General features: G+C 61.4%; 15 protein-coding genes and 1 tRNA gene. 10 read left to right on the forward strand and 6 right to left on the reverse strand.

The genetic code is table 11. The annotated features are described in order from the left end of the window. Positions 1–43 precede the first annotated feature (43 nt). A complete protein-coding gene (locus tag OUZ49_RS14325) occupies positions 44–541 on the forward strand; it encodes a phage virion morphogenesis protein (protein WP_266151164.1) in 498 nt (165 codons plus the stop codon). Here OUZ49_RS14325 and OUZ49_RS14330 read toward each other — a convergent pair. Both OUZ49_RS14330 and OUZ49_RS14335 read right to left on the reverse strand, forming a co-directional pair. Continuing rightward, positions 517–888, reverse strand: a complete 372-nt coding sequence (locus tag OUZ49_RS14330) for a hypothetical protein (protein ID WP_266151165.1) — start codon at positions 886–888, stop codon at positions 517–519. The two genes, OUZ49_RS14325 and OUZ49_RS14330, sit on opposite strands and share 25 nt — an antisense overlap. Positions 889–899: 11 nt before the next feature. Then, positions 900–1,139: a hypothetical protein gene (locus OUZ49_RS14335; RefSeq protein ID WP_266151166.1), complete on the reverse strand. Its 240-nt coding sequence runs from the start codon at positions 1,137–1,139 to the stop codon at positions 900–902. 82 nt (positions 1,140–1,221) lie between these two features. On the opposite strand from OUZ49_RS14335, the gene OUZ49_RS14340 reads away from it, so the two are divergent. The 9 genes from OUZ49_RS14340 to OUZ49_RS14380 all read left to right on the forward strand — a co-directional run bounded on the left by OUZ49_RS14340 (position 1,222) and on the right by OUZ49_RS14380 (position 9,711). After that, positions 1,222–3,045: a phage tail tape measure protein gene (locus tag OUZ49_RS14340; RefSeq protein ID WP_266151167.1), complete on the forward strand. Its 1,824-nt coding sequence runs from the start codon at positions 1,222–1,224 to the stop codon at positions 3,043–3,045. Further along, entirely contained in the window at positions 3,045–4,001 is a 957-nt protein-coding gene (locus OUZ49_RS14345) for a LysM peptidoglycan-binding domain-containing protein (protein WP_266151168.1), read from the forward strand. Before OUZ49_RS14340 ends, OUZ49_RS14345 begins: the two co-directional genes overlap by 1 nt. Before the next feature lie 31 nt (positions 4,002–4,032). Continuing rightward, positions 4,033–5,100 carry a phage late control D family protein gene (locus tag OUZ49_RS14350; protein ID WP_266151169.1) on the forward strand — a complete coding sequence of 356 codons (1,068 nt, stop codon included), beginning with the start codon at positions 4,033–4,035 and terminating at the stop codon, positions 5,098–5,100. Continuing rightward, positions 5,097–5,702 carry a phage baseplate assembly protein V gene (locus OUZ49_RS14355; protein ID WP_266151170.1) on the forward strand — a complete coding sequence of 202 codons (606 nt, stop codon included), beginning with the start codon at positions 5,097–5,099 and terminating at the stop codon, positions 5,700–5,702. The genes OUZ49_RS14350 and OUZ49_RS14355 overlap by 4 nt, the downstream gene beginning before the upstream one ends. A gap of 9 nt (positions 5,703–5,711) precedes the next feature. Then, complete coding sequence (locus OUZ49_RS14360; protein WP_266151171.1) at positions 5,712–6,086, forward strand: hypothetical protein; 375 nt, start codon at positions 5,712–5,714, stop codon at positions 6,084–6,086. A gap of 17 nt (positions 6,087–6,103) precedes the next feature. Continuing rightward, positions 6,104–7,222: a baseplate J/gp47 family protein gene (locus tag OUZ49_RS14365; protein WP_266151172.1), complete on the forward strand. Its 1,119-nt coding sequence runs from the start codon at positions 6,104–6,106 to the stop codon at positions 7,220–7,222. Next, positions 7,219–7,896 (forward strand): hypothetical protein, encoded by a 678-nt coding sequence (locus OUZ49_RS14370; RefSeq protein WP_266151174.1) that lies wholly within the window; start codon positions 7,219–7,221, stop codon positions 7,894–7,896. The genes OUZ49_RS14365 and OUZ49_RS14370 overlap by 4 nt, the downstream gene beginning before the upstream one ends. 70 nt (positions 7,897–7,966) lie before the next feature. Beyond that, positions 7,967–9,280: a glycine-rich domain-containing protein gene (locus tag OUZ49_RS14375; protein WP_266151175.1), complete on the forward strand. Its 1,314-nt coding sequence runs from the start codon at positions 7,967–7,969 to the stop codon at positions 9,278–9,280. Further along, a complete protein-coding gene (locus OUZ49_RS14380) occupies positions 9,277–9,711 on the forward strand; it encodes a tail fiber assembly protein (protein WP_323134936.1) in 435 nt (144 codons plus the stop codon). Before OUZ49_RS14375 ends, OUZ49_RS14380 begins: the two co-directional genes overlap by 4 nt. On the opposite strand, the gene OUZ49_RS14385 is transcribed toward OUZ49_RS14380, so the two are convergent. The 4 genes from OUZ49_RS14385 to OUZ49_RS14395 all read right to left on the reverse strand — a co-directional run bounded on the left by OUZ49_RS14385 (position 9,659) and on the right by OUZ49_RS14395 (position 12,327). Beyond that, entirely contained in the window at positions 9,659–10,678 is a 1,020-nt protein-coding gene (locus OUZ49_RS14385; RefSeq protein ID WP_266151177.1) for an acyltransferase family protein, read from the reverse strand. The two genes, OUZ49_RS14380 and OUZ49_RS14385, sit on opposite strands and share 53 nt — an antisense overlap. A 495-nt stretch (positions 10,679–11,173) precedes the next feature. Then, positions 11,174–11,410 carry a helix-turn-helix transcriptional regulator gene (locus tag OUZ49_RS20975; RefSeq protein ID WP_380003916.1) on the reverse strand — a complete coding sequence of 79 codons (237 nt, stop codon included), beginning with the start codon at positions 11,408–11,410 and terminating at the stop codon, positions 11,174–11,176. A 224-nt stretch (positions 11,411–11,634) separates the two neighbouring features. Further along, a tRNA-Leu gene (locus OUZ49_RS14390) sits at positions 11,635–11,720 on the reverse strand. Between the two features lie 25 nt (positions 11,721–11,745). Then, positions 11,746–12,327 (reverse strand): cysteine dioxygenase family protein, encoded by a 582-nt coding sequence (locus OUZ49_RS14395; protein ID WP_266151178.1) that lies wholly within the window; start codon positions 12,325–12,327, stop codon positions 11,746–11,748. Between the last annotated feature and the right edge of the window lie 15 nt (positions 12,328–12,342).

Here is a 12,342-nt window from a genome sequence, read left to right on the forward strand (position 1 = left end):
GGGCGGTCTTTGACTGGGACCGAATGCAGTTTCAGGAGCCGAAATGAAGCATGAGTTCGGCTCCTTCGGCGAGTTCGCTGGCCACCTTCTGGAGCTTCAAGTCACTGAGGCGCTAGCGCTTCACAAGGCGCTCGACGTGGTCGGGCGCGTTGTCGAGAACACTGCACAGGCTGAAATCGGCTTCTACCAGGAGGCCGTTGGCAGCTTCGAGGCATGGGCCCCGTTGGCGGACAGCACGGAGCAGGAGAAGGCGCGGCTGGGGTTTGAGCCGGACGCGCCACTGCTGCGAACCGGCGAAATGAGGGATTCCATCGGGCATGAGGTCGGCGCGCTCGAGGTCGTCATCGGCAGCACGGCAGACGAGATGGTCTACCAGGAACTGGGAACGGAGACCATCCCGCCGCGCGCAGTGCTCGGGCCGGCGGCCATCCATAACCATGAGCGAATCGAGCGGATTCTCGGTGGCGCAGCGATCGCCGGCCTAATAGGCCGCGACCGAATTCACCAGGCGCTGGGTTATGACTTCGAAACGGGCATCTGAACGGTCACGAATTCCAGCGCGGTCCAGGCGCTGACGCTTGGCGCGTCGACGTTGGGGGCGACTTCGATCCTCCCGTGCTCGACGTGTAGCACGCGCAGGGTGACGTCGTCGGCCATTGGCCAGCACGATCCATCGTCAAACATGGCCTTGAGTTTCGTCTTCTCGCCTGAAACGGAGTGCGTGAAGGCTTCCGTGAGCTGATCGGATGTGCCGCACACGAAGCCCGTTGTCAGCTTGACCAGATCCTCGGCCTTTACTTCCGGCCCTGCGGCAACCGCGGGCACATCGTCGGAGCAGCCGGCCAAAAGCAGGAGGCAGGCTGCGATAGCTGCATGGGAAAGCCGCATATCGGTCCTTGTCAGCGCGGGAAGAAGAGGTAGATACCTAGGGCCAGCAGGCCCAGAACAAAAAAGCCGATCAGCAACGCAAGCACCGAAATCAGCACCAGGCTGATGCGGTTGAGCGGACTCATCACGTTCTCGAACTGCCACGCCGGCGGCCGCGCGCGGCGCGCTACAGACCGCTGCGCCGGGTACTGAGCCCAGCTGTAACGGTCAGCAAACCACTCTTGGATGCGGAAACGCAAAGGTTGCGTCATGTTCGAAGCCTGGAAAATTGGCGTACGCGTCAGTGTCTTAGATTACGCCAGTATTGGGCTTCGCGCGATATCGGGCGCGTTCATGCGTACCGAGGCCGACGCCGCCAAGCTGGAAGGCCGGATCAAATCGATTCATGGCCAGCTCCTGAAGGGCGGGCTGATGGTCGGTGCCGGCGTGGGCATCCTGGCGGCCTTCAAGACCCCACTCGACGAGGCCAAGAAGTTCCAGACCGAGGTGGCAAAGTTCAGCCTGTACGGCATGGGCGACCAGGTCGACGCTCAGGCGGTCAAGTTCGCCAAGGGTATGAACGTCATAGGCACCTCGGCGACGGAAGCCATGCGCTCGCTGACGGAGGCTCAGGGCGTCTTCCGTGAGTCCGGACTGAGCGGCTCTGCCGCGCTCGACGGCGCCAAGCTGGCTGCGCCGGTGTTGGCCAAAATTGCCTTCGCCACGGCCGGCCTGGACGGCGACGCCAAGGAGAAGATGCACACGCAAAGCCTTGCGATGCTGCGCTTCGTGGAAATGCGGGGCGGTCTGAAGGACGCCGCCACCTTCAATGGCATCGCTGATGCCGGCTGGAAGGCCATCCGCAGCTCCGGTGGCAATGTGAACTGGGAGCAGTTGCGCCAGTTCATGGCCCGCGGCGGTGTGGCGGCGCAAGGCCTGACCGATCAGGCGCTGTTCGGCAAGCTCGAGCCAGTCATCGGTGAGCTGAAGGGTAGCGGCGCCGGCACGGCCTGGATGACCTCATACAACCGCCTGATCGGCGGCGTGCGCGTGCCGAACCAGGTGGCGCATCTGCTCGCTGACAACGGTATCTGGGACAAATCAAAGATCGAGTGGAACTCGCAGGGCGGGATCAAGCGCTTCAACGGCAAACCGCTGCGCGACATAAAGACGCTGTCCAGCGACCCGGTCGAGTTCTACGAAAAGAACATCCTTCCGATGTACGCCAAGCTGGGCATCAAGTCGCAGGAGGACAAGGGGCGCGAGAACCTCCTAATCTTCGGTCGCACCGGCGGCGCCATGTTCAGCCTGATCGATCGCCAGCTGGCCACGATCCACCGCTCAGTTGACGCTCAGAGCAAGGCCTTGGGCATTGACGCGTCGGTGAAACAGGTGGGCGGCACGCTCGGCGGGAAGGAGATCGACTTCCACGCCAAGTTCAACAACCTGCTACTGCAGACCGGCGATGTGATCCTGCCCATGGCCGTTCGCGCGCTGGAGATCCTCAACCCGATGCTGCAGCGCATGGCTAACTGGATGCAGGCGCATCCACGCATGTTTGGCCTGGTCATCCAGGGTCTTATCGGACTGGCCGGGGCGCTGATCGGCTTCGGCGCGCTCAACATTATCGCCGGTGGCTTCCGTGGGCTTGGCTTGGCGCTGAAGGGCATTGGCGGGCTGACTCAGCTCGCAACCGGCCTCACGAGCGTGGCTGGGGGACTCAAGGCCCTCGGCGTCGCTGCTGCCGCATTCGCCGCTGCCTACGCTGGCTGGAAGATCGGCACCGTCATCAGCGACAAGATGGACGGCACCAAATTCGGCGATAAGTTCAGCCACTACAACACCAAGTACCTCGGCGCTGCGTTGGATCTCGTCGGGATCAAGAACGACTACTCCCTGGCAGCCAAGTACGACGGCTATGACCAGAAGTACAACGGTGCAGCTCCACTTCCGGGGCAGGCGGGGTATGTGAAGCCGGGCGCCACGAGGAGCCCGTTCATCGCCTCACCAACCCAGCAGACCGTCCAGGTGAATTCAACGATCACCCTGGACGGCAAGGCCATCGCCAAATCGACCACCATGCATCAGGCCCGCGCCGCCGCCGCTCCACAGACCGGCATGTCCGGCCTCGATTCCTCGCAGGGTCCGCTGCCGATCGGCGCGACAGGTAGCTGGTAATGGCGCTCGTCCAAGTCACCCTCGGCGACATCACGTTTGCCGGCACGGAAGTCCCTGATCGGATCTCTTTCGGCGGCGATCAGGCGCTGACCATCCACAAGCTGATCGGCGGACAGCGTGTCATCGACGCGATGGGGCAGGACGACATGCCCATAGAGTGGTCGGGCCTGTTTCTTGGCCCGACTGCCATGGATCGCGCGCTGTACCTCGACACGCAGCGGACGCTAGGCCAGCAGTTGACGCTGACCTGGGACCGTCTGCGCTATCTTGTCGTAATTCGTCACTTCGAGGCCTGTTACGACTTCGCTACGCGCATCTCGTATCGCATCTGTTGCGAGGTCGCGGAAAATCAGGTCCAGCCGGTTACGACCGTGGCGCCAGCCTCGATCGACGACCAAATGGACGGCGACATGAACGCAGCCAACGGCTATGGGTCGCTGATCGGTGACGGGCCGCTGTCCGCGGCGCTGGGGACGCTTGGTACGGCGATCAGTGCCGTATCGACCTTCGCCAACGCCTCACAGGCAACGATCAACAGCGTACTGCAGCCGATCGCCGCAGTGCAGAGTAGGGCGCAAACGCTGCTCAGCTCCGCAATCAATACGACGCAGAACGTCGCCACAGTCGGTGGGGTACTTCCAAATTCGCCGATTGCCCAGTCGGTTGCCTCTCTCAATAGCCAGGCAGTCGCGTTCTCAAGCCAGCCAGCGATCTCCGGACTGCAGAGCGTTATGGGCCGGATGACGGCCAATCTCGGCAGCGTGTCGGGTAACTCCACGACGGTGACCGTGGCCGGCGGCAACCTCTACTCGATAGCCTCACAGCAGTACGGCGACCCGACTTCATGGACCGCCATCGCCAAGGCCAACGGCCTGACCGACCCTGTGCTGAGCGGCGTCCAGAGCGTCGTGGTGCCGAAGCAGCCGGATACGGCCGGAGGCATCCTTGGTCAGTAGCACAGACAACACCGTTCGCCAGCCGCGCGGCATGGTGAAGATCAACGGGACGCCGGTGCAGGGCTGGCTGGACTGGGAGATCGAAAGCAACTCATACCGCGAGGCTGACACCTTTCGCGTGACGTTTGTCCTTTCCGGCCTGGTCGCTCCGTTCGACGAGGCGTGGTTCGTTTCTCAGACTACGATCGGCGTCGAGATCCTCGCAGGCTTCCCAGCGGACCCGGCGAACTACGGTGCGTCCGAACTCGACAGCCTGATCATCGGCAACGTCGACGAGGTGAGTTATGACCCGGCGCAGCGCACGCTGGAGCTGTCGGGGAGGGATCTCACCTCGCTGCTGATCGATGCCAAGACGGCGGAGAAATGGCAGAACCAGACGGCCAGCGAGATTGCTACGACTCTGGCCAAGCGTCACGGGTTGACGCCGGTGGTGACGGCTACGACGGACACCATTGGACGGTTCTATCAGATCGACCATGTGTCGACGACTTGCGTTGAGACCGAGTGGGACTTCCTCTGCTGGATCGCCCAGCAGACGCAGTTCGTCGTTTATGTGAAGGGCAACGAGCTCCACTTCGGGCCGCAGCCTGACCCGGCGAGCGCTCCGCAATACCCGATCACGTGGACGCCCGCCGACGATTCGCAGCCGTTCACCTCGAACACCAAGCAGCTGAGCTTCACGCGCACCCTCACGGTCGGCAACACGATCAGCGTCACGGTGCGCTCTTGGAACGCCAAGCAGCGCGCCGGTTTCAATGCTACCTACCCGCAAGGGCACGCCAAAGGCATCCGCCCAGGCACCGCGACCCAGCCCTCCCAGGCATACTCCTACCAGATCCCGAACCTGACCCAGGACCAAGCAACCAAGCGGGCGCGGGCGATCTACAACGAGCTGATCAAGAACGAGATGCGGATGCGCGCCGAACTTCCGGGCGACAACGAGTTGAGCACGCTTCATGTGATTCCGGTGAGCGGTACAGGGACATCGTTCGATCAGAACTATTTCCCCGAGGCGATCACCCGTCGCATGGACTTCCACGCGGGTTACACAATGGAGGCGCGGTGCCGTAATCACTCGTCTGATGTGGTGCCGGCATGAGCATGGCTCACCTTAAGAATTCGATGCGCGCACAGGCTAACCTGGCCAATCAGTCGCGCACATTTTCACGGCTCGGCGAGGTCAGTGCCTACGATCCGAACACTTACAGCGTCAAGGTAACGTTTCAGCCAGACGGCAACGAGACCGGGTGGATTCCCCTCGGAACGCTCCAGGTCGGCAGCGGCTTCGGCATCTATGCGGCGCCGAACATCGGCGACCAGATCGAGGTGCGATTCCAGGAGGGCGACCGCGATACGGGCGTCGCCGGCCCGGTGGTATTCGACAACCAAAGCCCCCCGGCAAAAGTACCAGCGGGCGAGATCTGGGTACTCCACAAGAGCGGCGCGTTCTTCAAGCTTACCAATGACGGAAAGGCAGCGTTCAACGACGGCAAGGGCGGATCCGTCACACTCAATGGCGATGGCACTGTCACATCGACCGGAGCGTGGACGCATCAAGGTTCCATGCACGTAACGCAGACTCTGCAGGTCGACCAACAGGCGACTCTTGCGGCTGTTTCGTCGAACGGCCACGACGTGGGCAATACGCACAAGCACACCGGCGTCAGCACCGGAAGCGGCGTCTCCGGACAGCCACAGTAAGGAATGACCATGGCGTTGATCAACGACATCTCCCATTTATGGGGGAACGATATCGGCGTGTCCGCCGTAGGCGACCTCGGCCTGGCATCCGACACCCTTCGCGGCCAGCAGCGCGTTTTGAGGCGGCTGTTGACCAACCCGGGCGACAACATCTTTCACCCGACTTATGGGGCAGGTTTGGCGCGATTCGTCGGCAGCACGGCGACCGCGGAGGAGATCAAGGCCTTGATCCGCGGGCAGATGCTTCTCGAGGAAGCGGTCGCCAAGAGTCCCGCCCCGGTCATCGAAGTGCACCGAATCACGAATGGGATCGCGGTCCAGGTCAATTACAACGATGCGCCAACCGGGCAGCCGGTCGTGTTGTCGTTCAACGTCAGCCAGTGAGCAAATAAATGCCCAGCATGTCCTCTAAGAGCTTCACCCAGATCGTCTCCGATATGGTGACGGCGGTGCAGGGTAAGGCGACGGCGCTGATCGACTTTGCCATTGGCTCGGTCTTGCGCAGCGTCATCGAAGCTGTCGCCTCGGTGGTGGTCTGGCTCGAAAGTCTGATTCTTGTCCTGCTGCAGACCACTCGGCTCGCCACCTCGAGTGGAAGCGATGTGGACAGCTTTGTGGCTGACTTCGGGCTCACTCGGCTGCCCGCCCAGGCTGCGACGGGACAGGTCACCTTTGCTCGCTTCACATCCACCCTGCAGGCGGTTATTCCGGTCGGCACGCTGGTGCAGACGGGCGATGGAACCCAGCAGTTCACGGTGATCGCCGACGCGAGCCAGACCGCCTATAACGCAGCACTCAATGCCTACGTCATCGCCGCCGGGGCAAGTAGCGCCACCGCAACGGTGCAGGCGGTGACCGTGGGATCCGGCGGAAATGTCGCTGCCTCGACGATTACCGTCATCGCCCAGGCGCTCACCTACGTCGACACGGTGACGAATGCGCTCGGCTTCACGAACGGCGCAAATGCCGAGACCGACGCGGCGCTGCGCACCCGCTTTGTCGCGTATATCGCTAGCTTGTCAAAGGCCACGAAGGCGGCGATCAACAATGCAGTCCTCAGCCTGAAGACTGGTGCAGCGTGCGCGCTCACCGAGAACTACGCCTACAACGGCACCTATCAGCCAGGCTACTTCTACGCTGTCGTGGACGATGGAACCGGCACCCCCAATTCGACCTTTTTGTCGTCGGCGTCCAACGCGATCGACGCGGTCCGACCCTTCACATCGTCCTTCGGTGTGTTTGCGCCGGTCGTCGAAACAGCTTCGGTAGCCATGACGGCATCCATTGCAGCCGGCTATGACCCGGTGGCTACGAAGGCTGTCGTGCAGTCGGCAGTGCTGGCATATCTCGGGATGCTGACGCTCGGGCAGTCGCTCCCCTATAGCCGCCTTCTCCAGGTCGCCTATGACGCCTCGCCGGGCGTGCTGAACATCACTGGCCTGACGCTCAATGGCGGCACCGCCGATCTCGCAGCTACGGCGCAGCAGCGCATCCTGGCCGGCACGGTGACCGTATCGTGACCGGTGACCAGTCCGATGTCTTCAGCCGCCTGAAGGGCATGCTGCCCTCCAGGTGGTTCGGTACGCCGACGGACCCCGTTCCGCTGGTCGACGCCGTTTTGACAGGCTTGTCGACTTCGCTAGCCTTTATTTATTCGCTGTATCTCTACGCGAAGCAGCAGACGCGGATTAGCACGGCAACCGATGGCTGGCTTGACATGATAGCCGCTGACTTCTTCGGGCCGGCTGGACTTTCGCGTAAGACCGGCCAGTCAGATGCCTCCTATCGCAACGCCATCAAGGTTACGCTGCTGCGAGAGAAGGCCACCCGAAACGCGATCATCAAAACGCTCGTTTCGCTCACGGGTCGGACGCCAACGATCATCGAGCCGCAGCGCCCAGCAGATACGGGGGCCTATGGCGCGCCCAATAGCGGCTATGGAGTAGCAGGGTCCTATGGCTCCCTATCTTTGCCCTATCAGGCATTCGTCATCGCTTACCGACCGCACAGCAGCACAGGGATCGCCAGTGTCGCCGGCTACGGCATTTCGACGGGCGGCTACGGACAAGCATCGCAGGCTGAGTACGCGTCAATGTCGATGGTGACGGGCGGCGTCGCCGACAGCGATATCTACGCTGCTGTCGCCGCAGTTAAGCCAGAAGGCACAACGATCTGGACCACCATCTCCAACTGACCAAACACCGAAAAACAACCATCTACGAAGCCCGCCCTGTGCGGGCTTTTTTATTGCCTAGGAGAACCCCTTGGACCGATTGATTAACTACTCCGGCCAGATCCCGCTTGAGACGGATCTGCTCAACACGAACCGGAGCACAATGATCGCTCTGGGCAAGCTCGCCGGCGCCATCTTTGGTACTGGCAACATCATTGTGAACGGTCTTGGCGTCGTGCCGACCGGCCCAGCGAGCCTCAACGTAAACGTTAATGCCGGCGAGATCTATTCGCTGCAGAACGTCGACAACGCGGCATTCAGTTCGCTGCCGGCGGACACGACAGATACCGTTGTGAAGCAGGGCATTCAGTTGCAGCCCGCTGCGCTGGCTTGCCCCGCGCCTACGACGGCTGGTTTCTCGATCAACTACTTGATCGAGGCCACCTTCGCCGAAGTTGACAGCGTTCCGGTAGTTCTCCCGTACTACAACGCGAGCAACCCGACGCAGGCTTTCAGCGGGCCTAACAATACCGGCGTCGCGCAGAACACCAAGCGCGCTGGCACTGTTTCGCTTCAGGCAAAGGCAGGCGTCGCCGCCACTACGGGTACGCAAACCACGCCAGCGGTCGACGTAGGTTATGTTGCCCTGGCTGTGGTGACCGTTGCCAATGGCCAGGCGACGATCACTGCCGGCAACATCGTGGCAGCGACCAATGGGCAGATCTTGTCCTCCCCAGTTTCAGCCGGCCGCCTGCTAAACATTCAGAAGTTCACGACCGCTGGAACTTATACCTACACGCCGACGCCGGGCACGAATAAGGTTCGCGTAACTGTCGTTGGAGCGGGCGGTGGTGGCGGCGCATGCGCGACAAACTCGGCGAGCCAGTGCTCGGCCGGATCCGGCGGCAGTGGCGGCGGCATGGCAATGAGCCTGCTGACGAGTGGATTCAGCGGCGTGACAATTACCGTTGGCGCAGGTGGTCCCGGTGGTGCTGCCGGCGTCAATGCGGGCTCGCCGGGCGGGTCGAGTTCCTTCGGCGCACTTCTGTCGGCTACGGGCGGCGGAAACGGGACGTCAAACCAAGGAACCACGGCGACCATTACCGGATGCAATGCGCCTGGAAGTGGGTCGTCTGGCAATCTCCTCAACGTGGCAGGTGGTGCCGGATCAGCCTCGACCTCGTCCACCAATTCTTTCATCATTGGCGGAAATGGTGGCGGATCCTATCTTGGTGGCGCGACTCTTTGTGGGTCGGCGGGTGGTGGCGCCATCAGCAATCCTGGCGTGAACGCAACAGGCAGCCCCGGCGTAGGCGGAAGCGGAGCTGCTGGTGCCATTTCCTCGACAGGAAAAGCGGGCGGCAATGGCGCCGATGGAGCGGTCCTCATTGAGGAATTCGCATGAGTATCTATGCGCGCGTGCAGGGAGGCTTTGTTATGGAGATCATCGCCCCGGCGTTCGACTCAGACGGAGTTGAGGTGCAGATTTCAGATCGCTTCACGCCAGATATCGTTGCGATGTTGGCTGATGTAACAAAGGAAAATCCGGCACCTTTGCCTGGCTATGCCGCGGCCGAGGCAAATGGCTCATGGACGTTTGGTGTGTATGTACCGCCAGCACCAACGGCCACGGAGATTGTTGAACAGAATACCGCGACCATGGATTCGCTTTTATCGCAGGCAGCCTTATCGATAGCCCCACTGCAGGACTCAATGGACCTCGGGATTGCAACTTCTGCTGAAACGTCGTTGCTTACTGCCTGGAAGCAATATCGCGTCGCTGTTAATCGGGTCGATCTGACGGCGTGGCCTGCAGCGTGGCCAGTGCACCCGTGACGTCTGGACTGGGTTTGTAACGAATCGACCGACGAAGGGAGATGACTGGCTTCTCGACCAGCGTGAAGGTGATGTAGGACATCACAATGGAAACCGCAATGATCGCGGCGGCGCTCGCTGGCCTCGATATGTCAGATCCAGAGGCCTTGAAGATCGTGACAATCACCGTGTGGTTTAGGAACACGCCATAGCTGAGATTTCCAAGAAGCGCATCGATCGATCCAGATTTTCGCCTCGACAGGGCGAGAACCGCGGGAAGCCCGACGATCATGCCGAGGAGGACCTCACGATTCCACGGAGCTTTCGCGGCATCAATCCGGAGTAAGCCTAGGAGGAGGGCGCTCATGCCGAGCCAGATGGCAAGTAGCGCTATTGCGCGGCGCGTGGATGCCTGCTCATAGATCAGGCTCCCCGTTAGGAAAATGAACAGCACGCCTGGCAGCAAGCGGTAGCCCCAGATGTCCGTATTGATGACGGATAGGTAGGCCAAGAGGAAGACGACCACCGAAATCGCGAATGCTATCGACCTGCACTTGTAGATCAGCAGGAAGGGAATGATGGCGTAGAAGGTGCATTCCAGGCCAAGGGTCCATGCCGGGGGGACGATGAGGCAGTCGGACAGGCCAAACTGATAGAAGGCCAATGGAAGCATCAGAGCATTCATTGCAACTTTGAATGCTGTTATGCCCTGGGTGTAACTGGTGACAGGGCCAAGCCATAGGTCAACGGCTAGCGTCAACGCAAGGTAGAACAGATATTGAGGGAACAGTCTCATTACGCGGTCGGCATAGAACAGTCGAACGCGATCAAGTGATGCGAAGTTTCTGGAGATCAGGGCGGTCATAACGAAGCCGCTCAAAAGCAGAAACGACACCACAGCGACGACGCCCAAGTTCAAGCCGTAGGCCGTGATCCCGAGATGGGATAGAAGGACTAGTCCTGCCAAGAAAAGCCTGTAGGCTCCCACTCGCGACCCCTTTTGTATGGCGCTGCCGTATTCTGAGTGCGGATTCTACAGCTCCATCCCTTCGCGGCATGTGGGGCCCCATTCCCTGAGGCGCCCCATTTCCCCCTCTCCGGCGCGACCTATAGTGCCATCGCCTTATCCGATGGCACGGCCAACGTCCCGCAGCCGCCGCAGGCCTGACACTCGCGATCCCGCGCACAGGTGCACTTCGTCTGCACCCATAGGCTTCGATGGGTGAACTCGGCCTGCCCGCAGTGGTAGCAGCGGATGCCGACCTGGTCCATCGTGCAGCAAGGTTTGCGGCAGGCCGGGCAGATGCCCGGGGCGCCCATGAGGAAAGGATCTACGCGTCTGCCCATGGGGATAGGGTAGGCCGGCGTTGTCTCAGCGGCGTAGACTGGCCGCCATGACGACGCGCGCCGACCTCCAGAAGAAACTGGACCTGCTCGACTCGAGCATGGAGACCCTCAAGGCCGAGAACCCGGACGAGGGTGACTAGTTCGCAGCAGGGGCAATTTTGCGCGCCCGGATGAACGCCATCACCTCGGTGTAGTCCCAGACAGTCACCCCAGGGCTCAGTTTGATCGCAGCCGGGGTCTTCCCGGCGGCAGCCCAGGCCCACCAGGTCGAGACAGAGATGCCCAGCATCGGGGCAATTTCACTAACGCGGACGTAGCGCGTGGTCGAATCGGATGTCACAGGTCCGTCCTCCATTGGTTTGGACGGGACCATATTGCGTTCTAGGGCAGCCTCAAATAAATGCTCGAAGTGGACCTCTTTTGGGGCTCTTCGCGCATCAAATCATTTCGAGGTCGCTGTTCAGCTCCAGATCGGTCCAGTCGGGCATGAAAAAGCCGCCTCGCGGCGGCCTTCATTTTCGTCAATATCTACAGGAATTGCGGACCAAATCCTTTTTTGCGGACCAGATTTGGAACCTCAAAAACCTCGTAAACCATTGGTACCGGTGATAGGACTCGAACCTACACGACATCGCTGCCAGTGGATTTTGAGTCCACCGCGTCTACCATTCCGCCACACCGGCACAACGAACGCTAATTATGCCCAGTTCAGTGGACCGGGTCGAGCCCCAATTTGCGGTCGGTGCGCTGGTAGTGCTCTTTGTCGTCCAGCGGCTGGAAGGTCGCGCAGTGCGTCATCTGGCCCGAGTAGATGTGCAGGCTGACCGCAACGGCGTCGTCGCTGGGGTTGCGGATGGTGTGGTACTCGTGCGGTGGAATCAGGCTGCCGGCGGAGCCGGGGCCGGCCTGGATCGAGCCGACCGGCTGGAAGCGATAGAGGCCGTCCTCGTCTTCCAGGCGCTCGTACTGCACCACTTCCAGCGCGCCGCTCCAGACGCCTTCCACGCACCACATGCCGCAGTGGTCGTGGATGGGCGTACCCTGGCCCGGGCCCCAGGTCATGGCGACCACGCAATAGCCATGGTCCTCGCTGCGGTACAGCTCGCGGCGCGCGTAGCGGCCTTCGGCGGTTTCGAACACGCAGTTGGGCAAGCGCACTTCCTGGCCGCGGATGAGCTTGCACAGGCTGTTGCGCAGGCTGTCGGTGACCTCGCGGGTGCTGTCGTGGGCGACAGCGGCGTCGATGGCATCGATCAGTTGGCGGGAGCCGGGGAAATCGAGGGTGAGCATGATGTTCTCGGGTTG

Source organism: Dyella halodurans (assembly GCF_026283925.1).
GTDB lineage: Bacteria > Pseudomonadota > Gammaproteobacteria > Xanthomonadales > Rhodanobacteraceae > Dyella > Dyella halodurans.

Excerpts from the sequence above, each read along its gene's own strand:
- OUZ49_RS14325 (WP_266151164.1), top strand. The coding sequence starts at position 44 with ATGAAGCATGAGTTCGGCTCCTTCGGCGAGTTCGCTGGCCACCTTCTG.
- OUZ49_RS14330 (WP_266151165.1), bottom strand. The coding sequence starts at position 888 with ATGCGGCTTTCCCATGCAGCTATCGCAGCCTGCCTCCTGCTTTTGGCC.
- OUZ49_RS14335 (WP_266151166.1), bottom strand. The coding sequence starts at position 1,139 with ATGACGCAACCTTTGCGTTTCCGCATCCAAGAGTGGTTTGCTGACCGT.
- OUZ49_RS14340 (WP_266151167.1), top strand. The coding sequence starts at position 1,222 with ATGCGTACCGAGGCCGACGCCGCCAAGCTGGAAGGCCGGATCAAATCG.
- OUZ49_RS14345 (WP_266151168.1), top strand. The coding sequence starts at position 3,045 with ATGGCGCTCGTCCAAGTCACCCTCGGCGACATCACGTTTGCCGGCACG.
- OUZ49_RS14350 (WP_266151169.1), top strand. The coding sequence starts at position 4,033 with ATGGTGAAGATCAACGGGACGCCGGTGCAGGGCTGGCTGGACTGGGAG.
- OUZ49_RS14355 (WP_266151170.1), top strand. The coding sequence starts at position 5,097 with ATGAGCATGGCTCACCTTAAGAATTCGATGCGCGCACAGGCTAACCTG.
- OUZ49_RS14360 (WP_266151171.1), top strand. The coding sequence starts at position 5,712 with ATGGCGTTGATCAACGACATCTCCCATTTATGGGGGAACGATATCGGC.
- OUZ49_RS14365 (WP_266151172.1), top strand. The coding sequence starts at position 6,104 with ATGTCCTCTAAGAGCTTCACCCAGATCGTCTCCGATATGGTGACGGCG.
- OUZ49_RS14380 (WP_323134936.1), top strand. The coding sequence starts at position 9,277 with ATGAGTATCTATGCGCGCGTGCAGGGAGGCTTTGTTATGGAGATCATC.
- OUZ49_RS20975 (WP_380003916.1), bottom strand. The coding sequence starts at position 11,410 with ATGGTCCCGTCCAAACCAATGGAGGACGGACCTGTGACATCCGATTCG.
- OUZ49_RS14395 (WP_266151178.1), bottom strand. The coding sequence starts at position 12,327 with ATGCTCACCCTCGATTTCCCCGGCTCCCGCCAACTGATCGATGCCATC.